At 64.4% G+C, this 23276-nt stretch carries 21 protein-coding genes and 2 tRNA genes; 13 read left to right on the forward strand and 10 right to left on the reverse strand.

Going from position 1 to position 23276, the window contains the following annotated elements:
- The first annotated feature begins 50 nt into the window (after positions 1–50).
- A complete protein-coding gene (locus CSQ92_RS16565) occupies positions 51–395 on the forward strand; it encodes a DUF3052 family protein (RefSeq protein ID WP_180277040.1) in 345 nt (114 codons plus the stop codon).
- A gap of 31 nt (positions 396–426) precedes the next feature.
- Here CSQ92_RS16565 and queG read toward each other — a convergent pair whose 3' ends face one another.
- Positions 427–1518 carry a tRNA epoxyqueuosine(34) reductase QueG gene (gene queG / locus CSQ92_RS16570; RefSeq protein ID WP_099394819.1) on the reverse strand — a complete coding sequence of 364 codons (1092 nt, stop codon included), beginning with the start codon at positions 1516–1518 and terminating at the stop codon, positions 427–429.
- Between the two features lie 78 nt (positions 1519–1596).
- Between queG and tsaE the strand changes: the two genes are divergently transcribed.
- Genes tsaE through CSQ92_RS16585 form a run of 3 tightly spaced genes read left to right on the forward strand, consistent with a single transcriptional unit; the run spans position 1597 to position 4300 of the window.
- Positions 1597–2085: a tRNA (adenosine(37)-N6)-threonylcarbamoyltransferase complex ATPase subunit type 1 TsaE gene (tsaE, locus tag CSQ92_RS16575; protein ID WP_034780043.1), complete on the forward strand. Its 489-nt coding sequence runs from the start codon at positions 1597–1599 to the stop codon at positions 2083–2085.
- Positions 2049–3449, forward strand: coding sequence for an N-acetylmuramoyl-L-alanine amidase (locus CSQ92_RS16580; protein WP_099394820.1), 1401 nt, complete (start codon positions 2049–2051; stop codon positions 3447–3449). Before tsaE ends, CSQ92_RS16580 begins: the two co-directional genes overlap by 37 nt.
- A gap of 14 nt (positions 3450–3463) precedes the next feature.
- Positions 3464–4300, forward strand: coding sequence for a D-hexose-6-phosphate mutarotase (locus tag CSQ92_RS16585; RefSeq protein WP_099394821.1), 837 nt, complete (start codon positions 3464–3466; stop codon positions 4298–4300).
- A 98-nt stretch (positions 4301–4398) separates the two neighbouring features.
- Here CSQ92_RS16585 and CSQ92_RS16590 read toward each other — a convergent pair whose 3' ends face one another.
- Both CSQ92_RS16590 and CSQ92_RS16595 read right to left on the reverse strand, forming a co-directional pair.
- Positions 4399–5379 carry a carbonic anhydrase gene (locus tag CSQ92_RS16590; protein WP_373606047.1) on the reverse strand — a complete coding sequence of 327 codons (981 nt, stop codon included), beginning with the start codon at positions 5377–5379 and terminating at the stop codon, positions 4399–4401.
- Positions 5380–5593: 214 nt separating this feature from the next.
- Positions 5594–6244, reverse strand: a complete 651-nt coding sequence (locus CSQ92_RS16595) for a VTT domain-containing protein (protein WP_034780059.1) — start codon at positions 6242–6244, stop codon at positions 5594–5596.
- A 269-nt stretch (positions 6245–6513) separates the two neighbouring features.
- On the opposite strand from CSQ92_RS16595, the gene CSQ92_RS16600 reads away from it, so the two are divergent.
- The 8 genes from CSQ92_RS16600 (at position 6514) to CSQ92_RS16635 (ending at position 15027) form a co-directional block, all read left to right on the forward strand.
- Positions 6514–7452: a peptidylprolyl isomerase gene (locus tag CSQ92_RS16600; protein ID WP_099394822.1), complete on the forward strand. Its 939-nt coding sequence runs from the start codon at positions 6514–6516 to the stop codon at positions 7450–7452.
- Between the two features lie 38 nt (positions 7453–7490).
- On the forward strand, positions 7491–9395 hold the full coding sequence (gene mutL, locus CSQ92_RS16605; RefSeq protein ID WP_099394823.1) for a DNA mismatch repair endonuclease MutL: 1905 nt from the start codon (positions 7491–7493) through the stop codon (positions 9393–9395).
- Between the two features lie 98 nt (positions 9396–9493).
- On the forward strand, positions 9494–10453 hold the full coding sequence (gene miaA, locus CSQ92_RS16610) for a tRNA (adenosine(37)-N6)-dimethylallyltransferase MiaA (protein ID WP_099394824.1): 960 nt from the start codon (positions 9494–9496) through the stop codon (positions 10451–10453).
- Positions 10454–10544: 91 nt separating this feature from the next.
- Positions 10545–10621, forward strand: a tRNA-Met gene (locus tag CSQ92_RS16615).
- Between the two features lie 61 nt (positions 10622–10682).
- Positions 10683–10759 (forward strand) — tRNA-Met (locus CSQ92_RS16620).
- Between the two features lie 182 nt (positions 10760–10941).
- A complete protein-coding gene (locus tag CSQ92_RS16625) occupies positions 10942–11469 on the forward strand; it encodes a sigma-70 family RNA polymerase sigma factor (protein WP_099394825.1) in 528 nt (175 codons plus the stop codon).
- Positions 11466–12467 carry a FecR family protein gene (locus CSQ92_RS16630; RefSeq protein ID WP_099394826.1) on the forward strand — a complete coding sequence of 334 codons (1002 nt, stop codon included), beginning with the start codon at positions 11466–11468 and terminating at the stop codon, positions 12465–12467. The genes CSQ92_RS16625 and CSQ92_RS16630 overlap by 4 nt, the downstream gene beginning before the upstream one ends.
- A gap of 79 nt (positions 12468–12546) precedes the next feature.
- Entirely contained in the window at positions 12547–15027 is a 2481-nt protein-coding gene (locus tag CSQ92_RS16635; protein ID WP_099394827.1) for a TonB-dependent siderophore receptor, read from the forward strand.
- A gap of 133 nt (positions 15028–15160) precedes the next feature.
- On the opposite strand, the gene CSQ92_RS16640 is transcribed toward CSQ92_RS16635, so the two are convergent.
- From CSQ92_RS16640 to CSQ92_RS16670, 7 genes are all read right to left on the reverse strand, one after another.
- A complete protein-coding gene (locus CSQ92_RS16640; RefSeq protein WP_099394828.1) occupies positions 15161–16447 on the reverse strand; it encodes an MFS transporter in 1287 nt (428 codons plus the stop codon).
- A 544-nt stretch (positions 16448–16991) separates the two neighbouring features.
- Positions 16992–17315, reverse strand: a complete 324-nt coding sequence (locus tag CSQ92_RS16645; protein WP_099394829.1) for a thioredoxin family protein — start codon at positions 17313–17315, stop codon at positions 16992–16994.
- An 18-nt stretch (positions 17316–17333) separates the two neighbouring features.
- Positions 17334–18029, reverse strand: a complete 696-nt coding sequence (locus tag CSQ92_RS16650; protein ID WP_070257445.1) for a fumarylacetoacetate hydrolase family protein — start codon at positions 18027–18029, stop codon at positions 17334–17336.
- 76 nt (positions 18030–18105) lie between these two features.
- Positions 18106–19401, reverse strand: a complete 1296-nt coding sequence (locus tag CSQ92_RS16655; RefSeq protein ID WP_034780684.1) for an MFS family transporter — start codon at positions 19399–19401, stop codon at positions 18106–18108.
- A 252-nt stretch (positions 19402–19653) separates the two neighbouring features.
- Positions 19654–20856, reverse strand: coding sequence for a 3-oxoadipyl-CoA thiolase (gene pcaF, locus CSQ92_RS16660; protein WP_099394830.1), 1203 nt, complete (start codon positions 20854–20856; stop codon positions 19654–19656).
- A 69-nt stretch (positions 20857–20925) separates the two neighbouring features.
- Complete coding sequence (locus CSQ92_RS16665; protein ID WP_099394831.1) at positions 20926–21567, reverse strand: 3-oxoacid CoA-transferase subunit B; 642 nt, start codon at positions 21565–21567, stop codon at positions 20926–20928.
- 10 nt (positions 21568–21577) lie between these two features.
- Positions 21578–22276, reverse strand: a complete 699-nt coding sequence (locus tag CSQ92_RS16670; RefSeq protein WP_070281525.1) for a 3-oxoacid CoA-transferase subunit A — start codon at positions 22274–22276, stop codon at positions 21578–21580.
- Between the two features lie 166 nt (positions 22277–22442).
- On the opposite strand from CSQ92_RS16670, the gene CSQ92_RS16675 reads away from it, so the two are divergent.
- Positions 22443–23270, forward strand: coding sequence for an IclR family transcriptional regulator domain-containing protein (locus tag CSQ92_RS16675; protein ID WP_099394832.1), 828 nt, complete (start codon positions 22443–22445; stop codon positions 23268–23270).
- Positions 23271–23276 lie beyond the last annotated feature (6 nt).

Raw genomic sequence — 23276 nt, forward strand, 5'->3', positions numbered from 1 at the left:
ATCGACACGCCCTTGCCATGCCTGAAAAAACTGTCCCAGAAAAAATGTATGTGAAAAATGCCAAGGCCCTGGCCGTGCTCAATGACGGCGGCGAACATGGGGAATTGCTGGCGCAGTTGCCGCCAGAGCGGCTGGTGCGGGACGGTGAAAATGCCGACTGGCTATTGCTGTTCGCGCGCAGCCGCGCGGAACTGGAGCAGTACCTGCCGGCGTCGCAGGCGCGCCTGGCGCCCGGCGGCGCGGTCTGGGTGGCGTACCGCAAGGGCGGAATCAAAGCGGGCAGCGACATCCAGCGCGACGATATCCGCGACTTTGCGCAAACCATGGGCCTCGACAGCGTGGCGATGGTCGCCATCGATAGTCAGTGGTCGGCGCTGCGCCTGAAGCAGGTTTAAACGCAGGGATAAACGCAGAAATAAACGCAGGTCAGGCGATGCCGTGCAGCGCCAGCGCCCATTCGACGTGTTCGCGCACGATGGCCGACGGATGCTCGCGGCGCGACAGCAGGGCCGCGACGATGTCGGCCTGGCCCCGGGCCTTGGCCGCCGCGTTGCCCATGCCGACGGCCAGGTTGCGCAGCCAGCGTTCGTGGCCGATGCGGCGGATCGCGCTGCCTTCCATGCGGCGGTTGAATTCCTCTTCCGTCCAGGCGAACAGTTCCACCATGCCGGCGCTGCCCAGGCTGTGGCGCTCGTCGAAGTCCGGCACGACGGCGCGCTGAGCGAACTTGTTCCACGGGCAGACGGTCTGGCAATCGTCGCAGCCATACACCTTGTTGCCGATCAAGGGACGCATCTCAACGGGAATGGCTCCCTTCAATTCGATCGTCAGGTAGGAGATGCAGCGGCGCGCGTCAAGCTTGTACGGCCCCAGGATGGCTTGCGTCGGACACACCGTGATGCACGCCGAGCACTGGCCGCAGCGCGGTGTCTCCGGCGGGTCGACGGGCAGCGGCACGTCGATGAGTATCTCGCCGAGAAAAAAGAAGGAACCGCCCTGGCGGTTGATCAGCAAGGTATGCTTGCCGCGCCAGCCCAGCCCGCCCTTTTGCGCCAGCTCGACTTCCATCACGGGCGCCGAATCGCTGAAGACGCGGTAGCCGAAGTCGCCGATCTCGCCCTTGATCCGCTCGGCCAGCTGCTGCAGGCGCGAACGCATGACCTTGTGATAGTCGCGGCCGCGCGCATACACGGAGATCACGGCCGCCGCGGGATCGGCATCGCGCGCCGCCTCGTGCTCACGCCAGTCGGGCCCCAGCGCCGGCGGCAGATAATTCATGCGCGCGCTGATGGCGCGCACCGTGCCCGGCACCAGTTCGGCCGGGCGCGCGCGCTTCATGCCGTGGCTGGCCATGTAATCCATTTCGCCGTGATACCCTGCATCGAGCCAGGCTTGCAAGGGCGCTTCCATGTGCGACAGGTCCACGTCGGCGATACGCACCTCGGCAAAACCCAGCTCGCGCCCCCATTCTTTAATGGTGCGCGCCAAGGCGGCGAGATCGGTGACGGTGGCGGACATAGGGGACTTTACGGAAAACGGCAGGCGCGCGGGCGGTTACAATGACAGCAGCCTCCATTTTATGCGATACCGAAGATAATGACCGAACACTTCAAAGCCCACCTCCACGACGAAGCCGGCACCGCCGCGCTGGGCGCCGCGCTGGCGCGCGCACTGGCGCCGGGCCTGGCGATCTACCTGCACGGCGACCTTGGCGCCGGCAAGACGGCCCTCACCCGCGCCCTGCTGCACGCGGCCGGCCATGCGGGCCACGTGAAAAGCCCCACCTATACCTTGTCCGAACCGTACACGGTGCAGCTCGATGGCCAGAGCGTCAACGTCATCCATTTCGACCTGTACCGCATGGGCAGCGCCGAGGAATTCCTCGACGCGGGTTTTCGCGAAGACTTCGACGGCCGCAATATCTGCATCGTCGAATGGCCGGAGAAAGCCGAGCCGGTGCTGCCGCCGGCCGACCTGAATATTTATTTGAACGTTGCGGGTACAGGACGTGATGTAGAATTGCAAGCGTCTTCTGAATTGGGTCTGTCATGCCTTCACCGTCTCAAATTCGCCCCGAACCTTTGATCTCCTCGCCCATCACCCGGCGCACGGTACTCAAGGCCGGCGGCACCCTGCTGCTGTCCGTGTTCGCGCCCATGTCGGCGATGGCGGCGCAAATTCTCGCCGTGCGCGTCTGGCCGGCCGAGGATTACACCCGCGTCACGCTGGAAAACGACAGCATCCTCAAGGCGACCCACTTCATCGTCAAGGACCCGGAGCGCCTGGTGGTCGACATCGAAGGCCTGGAACTCAATCCAACGCTCAAGGGCCTGGTGGCGAAGATCCAGTCGAACGACCCCTACATCAAGCAGGTGCGCGTGGGCCAGAACCGGCCCAACGTCGTGCGCCTGGTGTTCGACCTGAAGGAAGAGGTCACGCCGCAGCTGTTTACGCTGCCGCCGGCCGGCTCCTACAACCACCGTTTGATCTTCGACCTGTATCCCGTGCGCGAGCCGGACCTGATCGCGCAAATGATCGAAAAGGGCGACTGGTCGAGCGACCCTGCCAAGCCGCCGATGGCCGGCACGCATACGCCGCCGCCCGCGCTGCCCCTGCCCGAGAGCGGCAAGCCGCCCGTGGCCGCCGTCGTGCCACCGGTAGCGCCCATCGTGCCGCCCGTGCCCGATATCCGCCCGGAACAGCGTCCCGAAGCGCGGCCCCTGCCGGGCCAGAAAGTGGTGCGCATGATTACCATCGCGCTCGATCCCGGCCACGGCGGCGAAGATCCTGGCGCCATGGGCAGCCGGGGCAGCCGCGAAAAAGACGTGGTGCTGGCCATCGCCAAGCGCCTCAAGACCAAGCTGGAACTGCAGCCGAACATGCGCGTCATGCTCACGCGCGACGCCGATTTCTTCGTCCCGCTGGGCATGCGCGTGGAAAAGGCGCGCAAGGTACAGGCCGACCTGTTCGTCTCGATCCACGCCGACGCCTTCATCCAGCCGACGGCGCGCGGCTCGTCCGTCTTCGTGCTGTCCGAAAAAGGCGCCACCTCGACGGCCGCGCGCTGGCTGGCCAACAAGGAAAACCAGGCCGACCTGATCGGCGGCGTGAACGTAAAGAACCATGACAAGCAGCTGGCCAGCGTGCTGCTCGACCTGTCGACGACGGCGCAGATCAATGACAGCATGAAGCTGGGCAAGGCCGTGCTGCGCGAAATCGGCGGCATCAACCGTCTGCACAAGGGTTCCGTCGAGCAGGCCGGCTTCGCCGTGCTGAAAGCGCCGGATATTCCTTCCATCCTGATCGAGACGGCGTTCATCTCCAATCCGGAAGAAGAAGCCAAGCTGACCGACAACGGCTATCAGGACCAGATGGCCGACGCCATCGTCACGGGCATCAAGAATTATTTTGCCAAGAATCCGCCGCTGGCGAAAAGCCGCCTGACCTGACATGAAAGCCTAGCATGAGCAAGAGTATCTTTGGCGAACTGCCGGCCGTGACCATCCGCGCCGCCGACGGCGCGCAGGCGACCGTCACCCTGTACGGCGGCCACCTGGTCTCGTGGCGGACCAGCGACGGCCAGGAGCGCCTGTTCTGCAGCCGGGATTCCGCGCTCGATGGCAGCCGCGCCATCCGTGGCGGCGTGCCCGTGATCTTTCCCCAGTTCGGCGCGCGCGGCACGGGCATGCGCCACGGCTTTGCGCGCGTGGCGACCTGGCAGCTGGAATCGAGCGGCGACACCGATGGCGCTGCATGGGCGCAATTTGCCCTGACCCAGGCTGACTTGCCGGAAGCGATCGCCGCCACCTGGGCCTATGCCTTCACCTTGCGCCTGCGCGTGGCCGTCAAGGCGCAGACGCTGGAACTGCACCTGTCCGTGCATAACACGGGCGAGCAGGCGTTTCCATTCTCGGCGGCCCTGCACAGCTATTTTTCGATAGATCAATTGAGCGAGGCGCGCGTCGGCGGCTTGCAGCGCGTGCGCTATTCGGACGAAACGCCGCAAGATGCCTTGCAGGCGGAAGAGGTGCTGCAATTCGCGGACAAGCTGGACCGCATCTACTACCAGTTGCCGGGCGCCTTGAGCCTGCAGTCCGGCGGCCATACGCTGCGCCTGGAACAGCAGGGCTTTACGGACGCCGTCGTGTGGAACCCGGGCGCGCAAGACGCGGCCGCCCTGCCCGACCTGGCTGACGATGAATACCAGCGCTTCATCTGCATCGAGCCAGCCCTGATCCAGCCAGACCTGCTGGCCGCCGGCGCCGAATGGACGGGCCGCCAGCATCTCGCATTTACATAAGAGCGACTGAAAAAGTCCAGGGCTAGGCGCCTTGCCGAAGGCAGTACGCATGTACGACGAGGCAAGGCAACAACGCCATGGGCTTTTCTCAGGCGCTGTTAATTCGACTCCTTGATGATGCGGCCATTCGAAGGCTGAATCGGGCGCGCATTCAAGGGATACAAGCGGCTGAACAGCGCCATCTGCGCCGGCGAAGCCTGCACCGGCTGCTTCATCACCAGCCACAACACGCCTTCGCTGCAAGGCGGCTCCGTCATCGATCCCATGTAGGTATAGTAATCGCGCCGCGTGGGCAGCATCTCGGCCGGGTCGAGCAGGATGGTCGGCTGCATGGTCTCGAATTTTTCCAGCGGCAAGTTGTTCCACACGGTCTGGATGGTCGCCTGCGGCGCGCCCCGCTCCAGCAGCAGCGCCAGCACGGCTTGCCGGCCTTCCGCATCGCGGTGCACCAGGTGCACCACCATCTCGAATGCCTTGCCATTGATGCGCTCTTCGGACGGGCGGTGGAAATGGAATTGCTGCAGCTCGAACATGCGGTTCTGCACCGTGATGTAATTACCGCCGCTCACGCCCACCTGCACCGTATGGCCATTGTCGACCACATTGAACGACGACGGATGGTAGTCAAAGCTGATCTGCTCGAGTTCCACCTTCATGCCGTCGCGGATATCGATCGGCGACTGCCGGCTGCCATTGCCGCACTTGGCCCAGTCGACATTGATCTTGCTCCAGTGGGCCGGGCCGCTGTCGCCCTCGTACGACCAGTGCGTGCCGCGCGGCACGGGCGGTGGTGGCGGCGGCGCGGCCTTCACCACGGCGGCGCGCTTGGCGCGGGCGGCGGCGCGGGCCGCCTGGGTCGCGCGCATTTCCGCCAGGCGCGCCGCGATGCGTTCGGACAGGTCGACTTCGGCCGCTTCTTCCTTTTCGCGCGCCGTGGGTGCGACGACGACAGGCGCCTTGGCCTCCTTGCCCTTCACCGATTCGGTCAGGGTTTTCATGGCGGCCGCGCGCGCCGACGCCGACATGGGCGCGGATGCGGCGGCGCTCGCCGGGGCGGGGGCATCTTTGGCGCTTGCCATGGCCGTCATCGCGGCAAGGCTGCAAGCTAACAGGGCGCTCAAATGTCGCATGGAAATCCAGAAAGTGAGAATACCCTCTGGTTTACGGCTGGAAAGCAACAAAACTTGAATCAGCGCGGGAGTAAAACAAAAACAAGGCAGAGAAAAACGGGATCCGGGGCCGGCTGCGGGCTGTGCCGCAGCGCGCTTGCCCCGGATCCATGCGGCCTTACGCTTACGCCGACTTGCCGACCATGCGCTTGTAGAGTTTCCACAAGCCGCCCAGTACCACCGGCACGACGGCGGCGCCGACACCGATCAGCACGATCAAGGTCAGGTGGTCGCGGATCCACGGGATATTGCCGAAGAAGTAACCCGCCGTCACCAGACCGACTACCCACAACAGGGCGCCCGTCACGTTGTACATCTGGAAGCGCGCATGCGTCATGTCGGAAATGCCAGCGACGAACGGCGCAAAGGTACGCACCACCGGCACGAAACGGGCCAGGATGATGGTCTTGCCGCCGTGCTTTTCAAAGAATTCGTGCGTGCGGCGCATGGCATCCTTGTTGATCCAGCGGTAATCGTGGGTAAACACCCTTTGCCCGATGGCCTCGCCTATCCAGTAATTGAGCGTGTTGCCCGTGATGGCGGCCGTGACAAGCAGGAAAATCAGCAAGCCCAGGTGCATCTGCCCCGTCGCGCAGAACGCGCCGGCGATAAACAGCAAGGTATCCCCAGGGAAGAAAAACAGCACCACGAGGCCTGTCTCGCAAAAAATAATGGCGAACAGCACCGCATACACGAGGGTACCGTACTGCTCGATCAAGAGACCCAGCGTCTTGTCGACATGCACGATCATGTCGAGGAATTGCACAAAATCCATATATTTTTCCCTAAAGGTAGCGGCGGAATCATACACCACCCGGCCAGCGCAACGGCAGTCCCCGGCCCGATATTTCAGGATTAATTATGCTGTGCCCGTGCGCGTGTGGCATTTTAAGGAAAGGTTAAGGAATTACCGCCGCCAACTCGCTCAGGCCAGTTTTCCTGCTGGCATACCGTGTTCGGTCCGCGCAACGTTTTTTCAGCGAAATATTGCCATTCCGGTATACACTTTCTGACCGGCGCAACCCGCGCCGACCAGGAGAAAACATGTATCGACACCCACTGAGCGGCCTGACCATGGCCACCGTACTGGGCCTTGCGCATCTGACTGCCCACGCGGCGCCTGTGCAGATCAAGGCGCCCGCCGAACTGCCCGCCAAAGCGGGCTTGGCCGACGTGATCAAGGCTTCGAAACCGTCCGACTGGCGTCCGCTGGATCCGGACAACACCCTGTACCTGGACATTCCCGCCGGCCGCGTGGTGATCGAACTGGCGCCAGACTTCGCACCGAAGCACGTGGCCAACATCAAGGCCCTGGTGGCCGAACAGTATTACGACGGCCTGGCCATCACGCGCGCGCAGGACAACTGGGTGGCGCAGTGGGGCGATCCGAACGAGAAAAATCCCAAGCCGATCCAGCATGCGCAGCGCACCTTGCCCGGTGAATTCACCGTGCCCTTGAAAAACGTCAGGAGCTTCACGCGCCTGCCGGACGTCGATGGCTATGCGCCGCAAGTGGGGCATTCGAACGGCTTCCCGTCCGCGCGCGACCCGAAAACCGGCACGGCCTGGCTCACGCATTGCTACGCCACCGTGGGCGTGGGCCGCGACAGCGCCAGCGACAGTGGCGGCGGCACGGAACTGTACGCCGTCATCGGCCAGTCGCCGCGCCACCTGGACCGCGACATCACCGTCGTCGGCAGAGTCGTCTCCGGCATGCCATTGCTGTCGACCCTGCCGCGCGGCACGGGGCCCATGGGCTTTTATGACAGCCCCGAGAAAAACGTGCCGATCAAGTCCATCCGCCTGGCCGCCAGCGTGCCCTTGGCACAGCGCGCAAACCTGGAAGTGATGCGCACCGACAGCGCCGCCTACCAGGCCGTGCTGGACGCCCAGCGCCACCGCGGCGGCCCGTGGAGCAAGGTCACGGCCGGCCATATTGACCTGTGCAATGCGCCGATACCGGTACGGGAGGTGGCGAAGTAGCCGATGCCCGGCAATTCGCAACCCGTTATAATCAGGGCATGAACGCTCCCATCACGCCCCACCGCCCGATCCAGGCCTTGCCTGACCAGTTGATTTCGCAAATCGCCGCCGGCGAGGTAGTCGAGCGGCCGTCCGCCGTCGTCAAGGAACTGCTGGAAAACGCGCTCGACTCGGGCGCCACGCAGATCACGGTGCGGCTGGAAGAAGGGGGCGTGAAACGCATCGCGATTACCGATAACGGCCGCGGCATCGACAAGGACCAGCTGCCGCTGGCCCTGGCGCGCCATGCCACCTCGAAGATCGCGTCCCTGCACGACCTGGAAAACGTGGGCACGCTGGGCTTTCGCGGCGAGGCGCTGGCCTCGATCGCCTCGGTGGCTGCCGTTACCGTGACGTCGCGCACGGCGGACGCGGCCCACGCGTGGGAAATCGTCGGCTCGCACAATGGCAGCGTCTCGCCATCGTCCGGCGCGCACGGCACCACGGTCGACGTGCAAGACCTGTATTTCAACACGCCCGCGCGGCGCAAATTCCTCAAGTCCGAGCAGACGGAATACGGCCACTGCGCCGAAGTCGTGCGCCGCATCGCGCTGGCGCGGCCGGACGTATCGTTCTCGCTGTCGCACAATGGCCGCACCATCGACCAGTGGAATATCAGCGAACTGGCCAAGCGCAGCGCCCACATCCTGGGCAACGACTTCGCCGAAGCGCGCCTGGCGCTGGATGAATCGGCCGGCACCTTGCGCATTCACGGCTTTGCCGGCTTGCCGACGGCGTCCAAGGCGCGCGCCGACGGCCAGTTCTTTTATGTCAACGGGCGCTTCGTGCGCGACAAGCTGCTGGTGCACGCCGTGCGCATGGCCTACCAGGACGTGCTGCATGGCGACCGTTTTCCATCCTACGTGCTGGCGCTCGACCTCGACCCGGCCCTGGTCGACGTCAACGTGCACCCGTCGAAGATCGAAGTACGCTTCCGCGACAGCCGTTCCGTGCACCAGTTCGTCTTCCACGCGGTGCAGCGCGCGCTGGCGCAAACGTCGGCCACGGCGTTCGGCAGCGTGCCGGCGCCCCTGCCGGCTGCCTCCAGCCTCGGCGGTGATACCGCGGGCGCGGGTTTGGGTGGACCTGGCATCTGGCGCCGCGAGCAGACGCAGACCTCGTTCGGCGCACAATTCACGAATACCTTCGCGCCTGCCTCGCCCGGCGCGACCCGCCCCTTCTTTGCCGATGCGCCAGGCGTGGCGCAGGACACGTCCGCCTACGGCGCCCTGTTCGGCGGCGGCGCGTCCTCGCCGATCACGCAGGTGGAACCGTATATCGCCTCGCCCGAAGCGATGGCGCGCGAAGAATATCCGCTGGGCTTTGCCCTGGCCCAGCTGCATGGCATCTACATCCTGGCGCAGAACACCAAGGGCCTGGTGCTGGTCGACATGCACGCGGCGCACGAACGCATCCTGTACGAGCAGCTGAAAAACGCGCTGCAGGCGCAAGTCTCCGGCCAGGACATGCAGGTGCAATCGCTGCTGATACCCGTGACGTTCTACGCGGACGCCATCGAAGTGTCGACGGCGAATGAAAACCAGGACACATTGAAAGCGCTGGGCTTCGACATCGCCGCCCTGTCGCCCACCACCCTGGCCGTGCGTTCCGTGCCGACCCTGCTCAAAAACGCGGACGCGCAAACCCTGGCGCGCGACGTGCTGCGCGACGTGCGCGAATACGGCGGCTCGCGCGTGCTGATCGAGCGCCAGAACGAATTGCTGGGTACCCTGGCCTGCCATACGGCCGTGCGCGCCAACCGGATTTTATCGGTGCAGGAAATGAACGCCCTGCTGCGCCAGATGGAGAGCACGGAACGCGCCGACCAGTGCAACCATGGCCGGCCGACGTGGGTACAGGTCGAGATCAATGCGCTCGATAAACTGTTCCTGCGCGGCCAATAACTTTTCACCCCGAACGGCGACTACTGGGGTCGGACCCTGAGGGTCCGACCCCAGCCCTTGTCGTTGGGTTTGACATAGCAAGCACATCAAAAAGCACCATGACAATCACTGCTCACCTCCCCCTGGCCGTCGCCATCATGGGCCCCACGGCCAGCGGCAAGACGGCCAGTGCGCTGGCCATCGCGCAAGCCATTCCATCCGAGATCATCTCCGTCGATTCCGCCCTCGTCTACCGCGGCATGGATATCGGCACGGCCAAGCCGTCGAAGGAAGAACTGGCCCAGGTACCGCATCATTTGATCGACATCATCGACCCGCTCGACGCGTATTCCGTGGCGCAGTTCCGCAATGACACCCTGCGCCTGGTGGCGGAGATCACGGCGCGCGGCAGGCTGCCGCTGCTCGTCGGCGGCACCATGCTGTACTTCAAGGGCCTGGCCGATGGCCTCGACGACTTGCCCGGCGCCGATCCCGTCCTGCGCGCCCGGCTGGAAGAAGACGCGGCCGCCATCGGCTGGCCCGCCATGCATGCGCGCCTGGCGCTGCAAGACCCCGTCACGGCCGCGCGCCTGGCGCCGCAGGACGCGCAGCGCATCGGCCGCGCGCTGGAAATCATCGCCCTGTCCGGCCAACCCATGTCGGCCCTGCTGGCCCGGCGCGAAAAGACCGTGCTGCCGTTTCAATTGCAGTCGTTCGCGCTGGAACCGTCAGACCGCGCCGTGCTGCATGCGCGCATCGCCACGCGCTTCGACCTCATGCTGAAAGACGACGCCCTGCTCGATGAAGTGGAGCAGCTGCGCCGGCGCGGCGACCTGCACCCGGGCTTGCCCTCGATGCGCTGCGTGGGCTACCGCCAGGCCTGGGAGTATCTCGATGGCCGCATCGACCGCGCCGCCCTGCGCGAGACGGGCATCATCGCCACGCGCCAGCTGGCCAAGCGCCAGCTCACCTGGCTGCGCTCGATGCCGGAACGCATCGTCATCGATTGCCTGGGCGCTGATCCGGCCTCGTCCATGCTGGCGCAGATCCAGCCCTTGCTGACGCCGTTACAAAAATAATCATGCCTGTGCTGGCGCGTGAAAAATCCGCACATTTTTTTGCGCCGGCATTGACAAGGAAATGGGAAGACTGGATAATGCTCGGCTGTTGGGTGATATAGCTCAGTTGGTTAGAGCACAGCATTCATAATGCTGGGGTCGGTGGTTCAAGTCCACCTATCACCACCAAAGAACAAGGATCATGGTATCACCATGGTCGCAACCAGCATCCGGTCTGACCGGTCTGTTTGGTGATATAGCTCAGTTGGTTAGAGCACAGCATTCATAATGCTGGGGTCGGTGGTTCAAGTCCACCTATCACCACCAAGAATTTGCAGCATTGATAAACCCGCCCCTGCCCCGTGCAGCGGCGGGTTTTTTCATTTCCGCCATCATCGCGCATGCGGCCTCCACGCAACACCTGCCCTCTGCGCATGCATTGGGGATTGTGGCAAGCGGCCCCTGCGGCTTACAATGAGAATAATTCTCATTTATATTACTCATCACCCATGTCCGCCATCCAGCCCAGCCTGCAACAGCAAGTGCATTCGCTCTACAGCGAGCATCACGGCTGGCTGGTCGGCTGGCTGCGCAAAAAACTCAGCTGTCCACATGGCGCGGCCGACGTGGCGCAAGATACGTTCGTGCGCATCATCGCCTCGCGCGACGCCCTGTTCGGCATGCGCGAGCCGCGCGCCTATCTGTCCACCACGGCAAAGCGATTGCTGCTCGACCGCGCGCGCCGCCAGATACTCGAGCGCAGCTACCTGGCGGAACTGGCCCTGCTGGCCGACAGCCTGCCCGGCGCACCTTCGCCGGACGAGATCCTGATGGCCGTGCAGGCGCTCGAGCAGATCGCCACGGCACTGGATGGCTTGTCCGCCAAGGCGCGCGACGCTTTTTTGCTGCACTACCTGGAAGAACAGCCGCAGGCCGCCGTCGCCGCGCAGCTGAACGTCTCCACGCGCATGGTACAGAAATACCTGGTGCAAGCCTTGCTGGCCTGCCGCCACGCCTGCCCGGCCATGGCCACATGAACAGCACGCGCACCGACGCGGCGGCCGAGCAGGCCGCACGGTGGATCGTGCGTCTGAGCGCCGACGACCCGTCCGAGCGCGACACGGCGCGGGCCGGCTTCGCCGCATGGAAGGCGGCCGACCCGCTGCACGCGACAGTCGCCGCCGGCATGGAAAACCTGCTGCTTCAATTGAGCGCCGTGCGCGAGCCGGCCGGCGGCGACCATCGCCCCGCGCGCGCCGCCCTGGCCGCCATCGCCCCAAAGCGCCAGCGTCTGCGCCAGCTGGCCGCCGCCAGCGCCGTGGCCGTGCTGGCGCTGACCGGCGCGCTGGTCATCAGCGAGCGCCCCGCCTACCTGCTGGCCGACCTGCGCAGCCCCACGGGACAATGGCAGACGCACACCCTGGCCGATGGCAGCCGCCTGACCCTGGGCAGCCACAGCGCCGTCAACGTGCGCTTCAATGCGGGAGAGCGGCATGTGGAACTGGTACGCGGCGACATCCTCGTCGACGTGGCCAAGGATGCGCAGCGCCCTTTCATCGTCGACAGCAACCAGGCGGCGATCCGCGCGCTGGGCACGCGCTTCAGCGTCCGCAAGGAAGGCGGCAGCACCACCTTGAGCATGCTGGAGTCCAAAGTGCTGGCACAGGTGCCGCAACATCCGGCCGTCGTGGTGCAGGCGGGCCAGCGCGCGCGCATCACGGACGATGGCGTGGGACCTATCGTGGCCATCGATGCGGCCAGCGTGCAGGAAGCGTGGCGCGCGCACCAGCTGGTGGTCGACGACCAGCCGCTGACCGAAGTACTCGACGAGCTGGCGCGCCACCGCCCCGGCCAGCTGCATTACGACCGCGCGCAGATCGCCGGCATCCGCGTGGCCGCCGTGCTGCCGCTGGATGACACGGACAAGGCGCTGCAACTCCTGATCGACAATTTCCCGCAGCTGCGCATCCGCATGCTGACGCGCTATCTCGTGATGGTCGACGCCCCCGCCAGCGGGGCCGCAAAAAATAAATAGAGAATTTTTTGCGTTCGCGGTTCCACTGTGCGCATCTCGTGCGTCAAGGCAGCTGAGATCATTCAAAAAAGGCTGTCACATGTACGCTCAAGTCGTTGCCGTTTCCTCCCCGAACACCCTGCGCACGCGTCTGCGCCCGCTGGCCCTGGCCGCCATGCTGCTCGCTGGCGCCGGCCTGCACGCCCAGGCAGTCGCCCAGGCCATGCCGGCTGTCGCCAGCTACGCCATCCCCGCCGGCCCGCTGGCAGGCGCCCTGAACCGCTATGCGCAGCAGGCGGGCGTCTCCATCGTCATCGACGCCGCCAAGGTGCAAGGCTTGCAAAGCGCCGGACTGCAGGGCAGCTATGCCATCGATGACGGTTTCGCCGTGCTGCTGCGCGGCAGCGGCTACGCCATCGGCAAGACCCCGACCGGCTATGTGCTGGTGGCCGCGCCGGCAACCGCGCCCACAGCGGCCGCTACCTCCGCCTCGGCTGCCGAGCGCACCATGCCATCGATTACCATCGTCGGCCAGGCCGAGCAAGGCGCCACCACCGAAGGCAGCGGCTCCTACACGGCGCGCAAGATCACCATCGGCAAGGGCGAGCAGTCGATGAAGGACATCCCGCAATCGGTGAGCGTGCTGACGCGCCAGCGCCTGGATGACCAGGGCATCACGGACTTGCGCGAAGCCGTCAACAACGTCACGGGCGTGGTGGGCGTGCATGGCGTGGGGCCGGGCGTGGTGATCACGGCGCGCGGCTTCCAAATCGACCAATGGCAGTACGATGGCGTGCCGATCGACCGCAACACCTATGCGCTGGGCAACTGGGGCCAGGAAAACATGGTCATCTACGACCGCCTGGAAGTGCTGCGCGGCGCCTCGAGCATGCTGGTCGGCACGGGCAGCCCCGGTGGTTCAGTCAATCTGGTGCGCAAGCGTCCGCTGGCCACGCGCGCGATCACGCTGACGGGCCGCGCCGGTTCCTGGGACCATTATGGCGCCCAGATCGACATCAGCACCCCCCTGAATGCGGAAGGCACCCTGCGCGGACGCGCCATCGTCGATGAAGACGATAGCCACTCCTTCATCGACCAGGTGTGGAGCAAGAACCGCACCCTGTACGCGGCGCTCGACTACGACCTGGCGCCCGCCACCACCGTGGGCCTTGCCGCCAGCCATGTCAAGGCCCACGGCCGTCCCACTTTCATCGGCCTGCCCCGCTACAAGGACGGCAGCGCACTGCCACTGCCGCGCTCTACCTTCACGGGCGCCGACTGGAACCGCAGCCAGGTCGAGCAGAGCACCGTCTACCTGGATCTGGAACACCATTTCAATACGCAATGGAGCCTGAAAGCCTCGGCGCTGGGCACGAATGAAAGCACCACCTCCACGCACCAGCGCACGGCCTTTGAAATCAATCCCGATGGCAGCGGCGCGCGCTATGGCGACTTTTCCACCGATTTCGACAACCGCAAGCGCGGCATCGACGCCTTCGTGCGCGGCAAATTCAATGGCCTGGGCATCGCGCACGAAGTCGTCGTCGGCGCCAGCTATGCCAGCTTCACGTCGACCGACCGCTATGCGCGCGCGTGGGAAACAGGTGCGGACATCTTCAATATCAACCACCATCGCCCGTGGCAGGACTTCGACACCATCGCCGCGCGCCCAGCGGGCGTGACCAGCTACAGCACCTACGACATGCGCCAGAAAGGCCTGTACGCCACCTGGAACGGCCAGCTGACGAGCAATCTGAAGGTCCTGCTGGGCGGGCGCTTCAACTGGTACGACTTCCTGTATGCCACGCCGGACGGCTATCGCGACGCCACCAGCGCCACGGCAAAGTTCACGCCATCGGTGGGCCTGATCTATGCATTGACGCCGCAATGGTCGGCCTACGCCAGCTATGCGGACGTGTTCCAGCCGCAGACGAACCACGATGTGGCAGGCCGGACCCTCAAGCCGATCACGGGCAGCAGCTACGAGGGCGGCATCAAGGGTGAACTGCTGGACGGCAGGCTCAACACCTCGCTGGCCGTGTTCCGCTATGACCACAAGGACCGCGCCGTCACCGATTACGCCGCCGGTTTCGCCTGCGATGGCTGGTACTGCTCGCGCGCCTCGGGCAAGGTGCGCAGCCAGGGTCTGGAAGCGGAAATGTCGGGCGAAGTGGCGCGCGGCCTGCAACTGTCGGCCGGCTACGCCTATACGACGACGACCTACCTCGACGATCCGGACAACAAGGGCCAGGTCTTCTCCACGTGGACGCCCAAGCACATGCTGCGCCTTTGGTCGAACTACACCCTGCCTGGCGATTGGGACAAATTCAGCGTGGGCGCCGGCGCCAACCTGCAAAGCCATACGGTCGATACCGAACGCAGCTTCAAGGTTGCCGGTTTCTCGATCTGGAACGCGCGCCTGGGCTGGCAAGCCACGCCGCAAGTGGCCCTGTCGCTCAACGTGAACAACGTGTTCGACAAGCGCTACATCATCCCGTCCTACAACACCACCGGTTCGAACAACTACTATGGCGACCCGCGCAACGTGCAGTTCACCCTGAAGTACACGCCGAAGTGGTAAACGGATCGGGAGGCTGAGAGCCGGGATGACCGGCCAGAATGATGGCGCGGCGGAGGCGCCATAAAAAAACCCCGGAAGTTGGATGCCAACTTCCGGGGTTTGTTACATAAGGGGATTCAGCTGGCGCGGGTGTTTATTCCCAGGCTTCCTTGCCCGCGCGTGGCTTGCCCACCATCAGCAGCGCGCCCAGTGTCAGCACGGCCGCCAGCGACAGGTAGTAGCCCACGTATTGCAAGCCGTAGTTGGTGGCCAGCCAGGTGGCGATGTACGGCGCCAGCGAAGCACCCAGGATGCCGGCCAGGTTGAACGTCAGCGAGGCGCCCGTGTAGCGCACTTCAGGCGGGAACAGCTCGGACAGCATCGTACCCAGCGGCCCGTAGGTCATGCCCATCAGGCCCAGGCCGACGGCCATGAAGACGGTCACTTCCCAGGTCACGCCGGAACCGAACATGGGCGCGAGCACCAGGCCGAAGATGGCGATGGCGACGGAGACCCAGATCATGGTCGCACGGCGGCCGCGTCGGTCGGCCAGCACGGCCGAGAAGGGTATCGTCAGCGCAAAGAACAGCACGGCAAACAGCTGCACGATGAGGAATTCCTTGCGCGTGAAGCCCAGCTTGGTCGTACCCCAGCTCAGCGCGAACACCGTCATCAGGTAGAACAGCACGAAAGTGGCCAGGGCGATGATGGTGCCCAGGAACAACATGCGGCCATGCTGGCGGAACACGGTGGCGACCGGCAGTTTGACGACCTCGTTCTTCTCGATGACTTTCTGGAAGTCCGGCGTTTCCGTGATCTTCAGACGCACATACAGGCCGACGATGACCAGCAGCGCGCTGGCCAGGAACGGGATGCGCCAGCCATAACTGAAGAACTGTTCATCGGTCATGGTTTCGCTCAGCAGCAGGAAAATGCCGCCCGACAGGAAGAAGCCGATCGGCGCACCCAGCTGCGGGAACATGCCGTACCAGGCGCGCTTGCCCGGTGGCGCGTTTTCCGTGGCCAGCAGCACCGCGCCGCCCCACTCGCCACCCAGGCCGAGGCCCTGGCCGAAACGGCACAGCGCCAGCAGCAGCGGCGCCAGGGTGCCGATGGCGGCATACGTCGGCAGCAAGCCGATGATGACGGTGGAAATACCCATGGTCAGCAAGGCTGCCACAAGAGTAGCCTTGCGGCCGATGCGGTCGCCGAAGTGGCCGAACACGGCCGAACCGATGGGACGGGCGAAGAAGGCGATGGCGAACGTGGCCAGCGACTGCAGCACGGCGGCCGACGGGTCGCCGGCGGGGAAGAACAGTTTCGGGAACACCAGCACGGCGGCCGTGGCGTAGATATAAAAGTCAAAGAACTCGATGGTGGTGCCGATCAAACTGGCGAACAGCACCGTGCCGGGGGAATTTTTCTTGGGGGGGGTGCTCATTTACTGCGCTCCTTGGGGAGGGTGTCTAAAGGCCATTCTCTGGATGTTTTTTCAGGCAGCAGCACAGCACGTTGTCTCCGTGTCGTTCGCATATCATAGCCTTGCGCGCAGGCATTTGCTGCGCATTTGCTATTAAATTTGCAAACAAAAAACAACGGTTTTAGTTGCCGTAGCGAACTGCCGGCAACGCGCGCTATCGCGCTGTGAACAGTGCTGATTTAGAGAAACAACGGTCGTGCGCCATCCGGTTACCCGGGGCACGGCAGGAAAGGCGTCAGGGGATGGGCGACGTGTATCAGGCCCGGCGTATCGCCAGGCATTCCATACCAGACCCGCGCGTCGGCATCGCGGCATCGGTCATTTGTGGTGAATCCTTGCCTGCGGCCCCTCCGGGTGGAGCGGGCCGGCGATGATCGCGCCTGCATCACGAAGGATGCGGTTGATCTTGCTGTAAGCGGCTTATGATACGCGCAGTGGTGCAGTGCGGCAAGAAGTTGTGATGGAGCATGTGCGGTGGTGTCGGCTTACGCTGCGCTAAGCCGACCTACGCATCAATCAATGCAAAAGTCTGCTCAATTTCGCGGCTGTCGAGCGGGCGCACGAGGCGCGCCACTTCCCGGCCATCCTTGAGGAAAATCAAGGTCGGCCACAGTTTTACCCGGAACGAACGCCCCAGCGCGCGGCCGGGGCCGTCTTCCACGCGCAGATGCGGCACGCCGGGGTGCAGCGCAAAGGCGGCGGCCAGCGGCGCCTGGGTGGCGCGGCAGTGGCCACACCAGCCCGTGCCGAATTCCAGCAGGGCCGGCCCCGTCAAAGCGTCGATCTCGGCGCGCGCCGGTTGCGCTGCAGAATACGTATCGTGCATCATGCCGCTCTCCTTGAAAACTTAGACCACTTTCACGCGCAAGGTCTCCAGGCCATCGATGGCCCCCACCAGCTCGTCGCCGCGCTGCACGGCTGCCACGCCGGCCGGCGTGCCCGTGTAGATCAGGTCGCCCGGCTGCAAGGTAAAGTAGGTCGACAGGTCGGCAATGGTTTCAGCCACGTTCCAGATCAGCATGTCGATCGTGCTGCCCTGGCGCAGCTCGCCGTTCACGTGCAGGGTGATGGCGGCATGCTTGACGTCGCCCGCCTGCGCGGCCGGGGTGATGGGGCCGATGGGCGCCGAATGCTCGAAGGCCTTGCCCGTATCCCATGGGCGTCCCAGCTTTTTCGCTGCGCCCTGCACGTCGCGGCGCGTCATGTCCAGGCCGATCGCATAGCCCCACACGTGGCTCAGCGCATCGGCCACGCCGATGTCGCTGCCGCCCTTGCCGATGGCCACCACCAGTTCCATCTCATGCTGGAAATCCTGCGTCTGCGCCGGATACGGCAGCTCGCCTGTCGTGCCGGCAGGCACGGGCAGCACGGCGTCGTTTGGTTTCATGAAGAAAAATGGCGCCTCGCGGCCCGTGTGGCCCATTTCCTTGGCGTGGTCGACATAGTTGCGACCCACGCAATAGATGCGGTGGACGGGAAAGCTGTCGGCGCTGCCCGTGACGGGAACGCTGGGCTGGATCGGTGCGGGAATGACATACGGCATGAAGACTCCTGATCGGCACGATAAAAAGGCGGTGATGAAAAAGGGACACCGCAGTGTCCCCCATTTTACGGCAAGCTTACTTCAGCAGTCCCGAGCGGCTCGGATCCGGCATGCGGATGGCGACGATGAAGGAAATCAGGCACATGACAGTCACGTACCAATAGAAATACTCTTCCACATGCCAAGCCTTGAACTGCAGCGCCACGTATTCGGCCGAACCGCCGAACATGGCGTTGGCGACCGCATACGACAGGCCCACGCCCAGCGCGCGCACTTCGACGGGGAACATTTCCGCCTTGATCAAGCCGCTGATCGACGTATAGAAACTGATGATGGCCAGGGCGATGATGATCAGGCCAAACGCCGCGTACGGGCTGGTGATATCCTTCAAGGCATGCATGATCGGCAGCACGCACAGGGTGGCCAGGCCGCCGAAGAACAGCATCGAGGTGCGGCGGCCGATGCGGTCGGACAAGGCGCCGAATACCGGCTGCAGCACCATGTAGACCAGCAAGGCGCAGGTCATGACGGCGCTGGCCGTCTTGGTGTCCATGCCGGCCGTGTTGACCAGGTATTTCTGCATATAGGTGGTAAACGTGTAGAACACGAGCGAGCCGCCGGCCGTAAAGCCGAGTACCGTGATGAAGGCGCGCTTGTGCTTGAGCAAGCCGCGCAGGCTGCCCGCGTCCTTGTCCTTGCGCTCGCTGGCGGTGGTCGTTTCCGTCAGGGATTTACGCAGGTTCAGCGATACCAGGGCCGCCAGGGCGCCAAACACGAACGGAATGCGCCAGCCCCAGGCACGCAATTCTTCCAGGGTCAGCAATTGCTGCAAGACCACCAGCACCAGCAAGGCCAGCAGTTGGCCGCCGATCAGGGTCACGTACTGGAACGAGGCAAAGAAGCCGCGCTTGCCCGATTCCGACACTTCGCTCATGTAGGTGGCGCTGGTGCCGTATTCGCCGCCCACGGACAAGCCCTGGAACAGACGCGCCACCAGCAGCAGGAACGGAGCGAAGGCGCCGATGGTTTCATACGTGGGCAGCACGGCGATCATCAGCGAGCCGCCGCACATCATCAGCACGGAAATCATCATCGACTGGCGTCGGCCGTATTTGTCGGCGATGCGGCCGAACAGCCAGCCGCCCACCGGGCGCATGAGAAAGCCGGCGGCAAAGATGCCGGCCGTCTGCAGCAGCTGCGTGGTCGGGTTACCGGACGGGAAGAAGGCGTGCGAGAAATACAGCGCGCAGAACGAGTAAATGTAGAAGTCGAACCATTCGACCAGGTTACCGGAGGAAGCGCCAATGATGGCCTTGATGCGCTGCTGGGAAGTCAGCTGCGCAACGTCATGCGGAGTATCGTGGGATGTCATATCAGTCTTCTTGTTCGTGTGAAAAAGCCAACGCCAGCCGGGTTGCCCGGGCTGGTTTTGCATCATACGCCCTTGATCGGGGTCAAAAAGCCGCCCGGCATACGCGTTAATACGTATCGCCGGCAACTTTTTTTCACCTGCGGGCGCGTGGAATCAGACCCGTTCCAGCACCAGCGCGATGCCCTGGCCGATGCCAATGCCGCATCTTGTGTCAGTGCACAGTGCATGGCGCCTGCCCGGACGCGCTGCAGGTCAGACGCGCTCGAGCACCAGCGCAATACCCTGCCCCACGCCGATGCACATGGTGCACAAGGCATAGCGGCCGCCCGTGCGGTGCAGCTGGTTGACGGCCGTCATGGCCAGGCGCGCGCCCGACGCGCCCAGCGGGTGGCCCAGGGCGATGGCGCCGCCGTTCGGGTTCACGCGCGGGTCGTCGTCAGGCAAGCCCAGCTGGCGCAGCACGGCCAGGCCCTGCGCGGCGAACGCTTCGTTCAGTTCGATGACGTCGAAGTCGGCCAGGGTCAAGCCCGTCATGGCCAGCACTTTCAGGGTGGCGGGCGCGGGGCCGATGCCCATGATGCGCGGCGCCACGCCAGCCGTCGCCATGGCCACGACACGGGCGCGGGGCGTCAGGCCAAAGCGGGCCGCATTCGCTTCATCGGCCAGCAGCAGGGCCGCCGCGCCATCGTTGACGCCGGACGCGTTGCCGGCGGTAATCGTGCCGTCCGCGCGCACGACGGGTTTCAATTTGGCCAGGGTGTCGAGCGTGGTGGCGCGCGGATGCTCGTCGCGGCTGACAACGACGGGATCGCCCTTCTTTTGCGCGATGCTGACGGGGCAGATTTCACTGTCGAACACGCCCGCCTGCTGCGCCGCCAGGGCTTTTACCTGGCTGGCCAGGGCAAACGCATCCTGGTCCGCGCGGCTGATGCCAAAGTCGACGGCCACGTTTTCCGCCGTTTCCGGCATCGAATCGACGCCGTACTGCGCCCTCATCAAGGGATTGATGAAGCGCCAGCCGATGGTCGTATCTTCCATTTTCATGCCGCGTGCAAAGGCGCTGTCGGCCTTGCCCATGACAAACGGTGCGCGGCTCATGCTTTCCACGCCGCCGGCGATCAGCAAGCCCGCCTCGCCGCTCTTGATGAAGCGGGCGGCGCTGCCGATGGCGTCCAGGCCCGAGCCGCACAGGCGGTTCAGGGTGGCGCCCGGCACGCTGTCGGGCAAGCCGGCCAGCAAGGCTGCCATGCGCGCCACGTTGCGGTTATCCTCGCCCGCCTGGTTGGCGCAGCCGTACAGCACGTCGGTGACAGCCGTCCAGTCCACGTGCGGATTGCGTGCCATCAATGCACGGATGGGCACGGCGCCCAGGTCGTCGGCGCGCACGCCGGCGAGTCCGCCGCCATAGCGGCCAAAGGGCGTACGCTGGGCGTCGCAGATATATGCGTGGGTCATGTTCTTTCCTCCAAGAAAGTAGTTTGCGTATTGATGGTGACGTATTGATGGCGACGTATTGATGGTGAATTAACGTCCGTCCGTCAGCGGCACGGCCGTCAATGCCTGCAGCTGTTCAAAACTCAAGCCGTCGACCAGTTCGACCACCACGGCGCCGGTCGGCGACAGGTCGAGCACGGCCAGGTCGCTGTAGATACGGCTGACGCAGGCGATGCCCGTCAGCGGATAGCTGCAGGCTTGCACCAGCTTGCTTTCACCCGTCTTGGTCAGTAATTCCATCATGACCCAAGTTTTTTTCGCGCCGATGGCCAGGTCCATGGCCCCGCCCACCGCGGGAATGGCGTCCGGCGCGCCCGTGTGCCAGTTGGCCAGGTCGCCCGTGGCGGACACTTGAAACGCCCCCAGCACGCAGATGTCCAGGTGGCCGCCGCGCATCATGGCAAAGCTGTCGGCATGGTGAAAATAGCTGCCGCCCGCCAGCAGGGTGACGGGCTGCTTGCCCGCGTTGATCAGGTCGTAGTCTTCCTCGCCGGGCGCGGGCGCGGGGCCCATGCCGATGACGCCGTTTTCGCTGTGCAGGATGATGTCCGCGCCGGCCGGCAAGTGGTTCGCCACCAGGGTCGGCAAGCCGATGCCCAGGTTGACGACACTGCCTTCATGGATGTCGGCCGCCACGCGGGCCGCCATTTGATCTCGATTCCATTTATTCACTTGATACTCCTCAGGCAGCTTTGAAGCCGGCGGGGCCGGTGGCCGTGCGCGGCACTTGCACGATGCGCTGCACGAACAGGCCCGGCGTGATGACGTGCTCGGGATCGATGCTGCCCAACTCGGCAACTTCATGCACGGAAGCAATGCTGACTTTCGCGGCCATGGCCATGATCGGGCCGAAGTTGCGCGCCGTCTTGCGGTAGGTCAGGTTGCCCCAGCGGTCGCCCTGCTCCGCCTTGATCAGCGCGAAATCGGCGTGGATCGGTGACTCGAACACATACATGCGGCCATCGATCTCGCGCGTTTCCTTGCCTTTGGCCAAGTCCGTGCCATAGCCCGTGGGCGTGAAAAAGCCGCCGATGCCGGCGCCGGCGGCGCGGATGCGCTCGGCCAGGTTGCCCTGCGGCACCAGCTCCAGTTCCAGCTTGCCCGCACGGTACAGGGCATCGAAGACGTGGGAATCGGCCTGGCGGGGAAATGAGCAGATGATCTTGCGCACTTGCCCGTTTTTCAGCAGGGCAGCCAGGCCCGTATCGCCATTGCCCGCATTATTGTTGACGATGACGAGGTCGCGCGCGCCCTGGGCGATCAAGCCGTCGATCAGCTCGGCCGGCTGGCCGGCGCCGCCAAAGCCGCCAATCATGACGGTGGCGCCATCGTGGATATCGGCCAGCGCATCAAGCACGCTGGAACGCAGTTTGTCGATCATTGCCTGCCTCCTCCAAATCAAAGCCATCTGTTATTTGTTCGCATAACGAACAAATATTCGTATTTAGAACTTATTCGTGAGAATATGCCTGATCGGGGCGCTTGTCAATTTGCCGTTTTCGCCAGCGCCATGGCTATAATTGCCACCTTGATCAATTGGAATTGCCATGACCGACCTCCGCAGCACGCCCCTTTCCGCCGCAGACACCCTTGACGCCGACGGCGCTCCGCGTCCCGGCGACAGCTATGTGCAATCGTTCGCGCGGGGGCTGGCCGTGTTGCGCAGCTTTGGCGCGGACGCGCCGCAACAGACCCTGAGCGAAGTGGCGGAGCGGGCGCAGCTGACGCGCGCGGGCGCGCGGCGCATCCTGCATACCTTGCTGCATCTCGGTTATGTGGAAGCGGATGGACGGCTGTTCCGTTTGACGCCCAAGGTGCTGGACCTCGGCTATGCCTATCTGTCGTCCTTGCCCGTGTGGACGCAGGCGCAGCCGCTGCTGGAAGAATTGATGCAGACCTTGCGCCAGTCGTGCTCGGCCACCGTGCTCGACGGCGATGACATCGTGTATGTGGTGCGCCTGTCCGCGCACCGCACCATGTCGATCAACCTGGGCATCGGCAGCCGCCTGCCCGCCTACTGCACCTCGATGGGACGGGTTTTGCTGGCGGGCCTGGCGCCCGACGTGCTGCACGCACGGCTGTCGAAAATGGCACTGCTGAAAATCACGCCGGCGACCAAGGTCGATATCGACGTCTTGATGGAAGAGATTGCGCAAGTGCGGCGCCAGGGCTGGTGCCTGGTGCAGGAAGAGCTGGAACAGGGCTTGATCGCCCTGGCCGCGCCCGTGTTCGACCGGGCTGGCAAGGTGGTGGCGGCGATCAACGTCAGCGGCCAGACGGCGGGGCCGTCCGTGGCGTACCTGCTGGAACACAGCTTGCCGAAACTGCTCGAGACGGCCAGCCGGGTCAGCGCCCTGGTGCGGGTGCAGCAGTGATTATTT

The sequence above is a fragment of the Janthinobacterium sp. BJB446 genome (assembly GCF_002735655.1).
Classification (GTDB): domain Bacteria; phylum Pseudomonadota; class Gammaproteobacteria; order Burkholderiales; family Burkholderiaceae_D; genus Janthinobacterium; species Janthinobacterium lividum.

What these genes read in the sequence shown, in the direction of transcription:
- queG (WP_099394819.1), bottom strand. Translation starts at nt 1,518, where the DNA reads ATGTCCGCCACCGTCACCGATCTCGCCGCCTTGGCGCGCACCATTAAA.
- tsaE (WP_034780043.1), top strand. Translation starts at nt 1,597, where the DNA reads ATGACCGAACACTTCAAAGCCCACCTCCACGACGAAGCCGGCACCGCC.
- CSQ92_RS16580 (WP_099394820.1), top strand. Translation starts at nt 2,049, where the DNA reads ATGCCTTCACCGTCTCAAATTCGCCCCGAACCTTTGATCTCCTCGCCC.
- CSQ92_RS16585 (WP_099394821.1), top strand. Translation starts at nt 3,464, where the DNA reads ATGAGCAAGAGTATCTTTGGCGAACTGCCGGCCGTGACCATCCGCGCC.
- CSQ92_RS16590 (WP_373606047.1), bottom strand. Translation starts at nt 5,379, where the DNA reads ATGGCAAGCGCCAAAGATGCCCCCGCCCCGGCGAGCGCCGCCGCATCC.
- CSQ92_RS16595 (WP_034780059.1), bottom strand. Translation starts at nt 6,244, where the DNA reads ATGGATTTTGTGCAATTCCTCGACATGATCGTGCATGTCGACAAGACG.
- CSQ92_RS16600 (WP_099394822.1), top strand. Translation starts at nt 6,514, where the DNA reads ATGTATCGACACCCACTGAGCGGCCTGACCATGGCCACCGTACTGGGC.
- mutL (WP_099394823.1), top strand. Translation starts at nt 7,491, where the DNA reads ATGAACGCTCCCATCACGCCCCACCGCCCGATCCAGGCCTTGCCTGAC.
- miaA (WP_099394824.1), top strand. Translation starts at nt 9,494, where the DNA reads ATGACAATCACTGCTCACCTCCCCCTGGCCGTCGCCATCATGGGCCCC.
- CSQ92_RS16625 (WP_099394825.1), top strand. Translation starts at nt 10,942, where the DNA reads ATGTCCGCCATCCAGCCCAGCCTGCAACAGCAAGTGCATTCGCTCTAC.
- CSQ92_RS16630 (WP_099394826.1), top strand. Translation starts at nt 11,466, where the DNA reads ATGAACAGCACGCGCACCGACGCGGCGGCCGAGCAGGCCGCACGGTGG.
- CSQ92_RS16635 (WP_099394827.1), top strand. Translation starts at nt 12,547, where the DNA reads ATGTACGCTCAAGTCGTTGCCGTTTCCTCCCCGAACACCCTGCGCACG.
- CSQ92_RS16640 (WP_099394828.1), bottom strand. Translation starts at nt 16,447, where the DNA reads ATGAGCACCCCCCCCAAGAAAAATTCCCCCGGCACGGTGCTGTTCGCC.
- CSQ92_RS16645 (WP_099394829.1), bottom strand. Translation starts at nt 17,315, where the DNA reads ATGATGCACGATACGTATTCTGCAGCGCAACCGGCGCGCGCCGAGATC.
- CSQ92_RS16650 (WP_070257445.1), bottom strand. Translation starts at nt 18,029, where the DNA reads ATGCCGTATGTCATTCCCGCACCGATCCAGCCCAGCGTTCCCGTCACG.
- CSQ92_RS16655 (WP_034780684.1), bottom strand. Translation starts at nt 19,401, where the DNA reads ATGACATCCCACGATACTCCGCATGACGTTGCGCAGCTGACTTCCCAG.
- pcaF (WP_099394830.1), bottom strand. Translation starts at nt 20,856, where the DNA reads ATGACCCACGCATATATCTGCGACGCCCAGCGTACGCCCTTTGGCCGC.
- CSQ92_RS16670 (WP_070281525.1), bottom strand. Translation starts at nt 22,276, where the DNA reads ATGATCGACAAACTGCGTTCCAGCGTGCTTGATGCGCTGGCCGATATC.
- CSQ92_RS16675 (WP_099394832.1), top strand. Translation starts at nt 22,443, where the DNA reads ATGACCGACCTCCGCAGCACGCCCCTTTCCGCCGCAGACACCCTTGAC.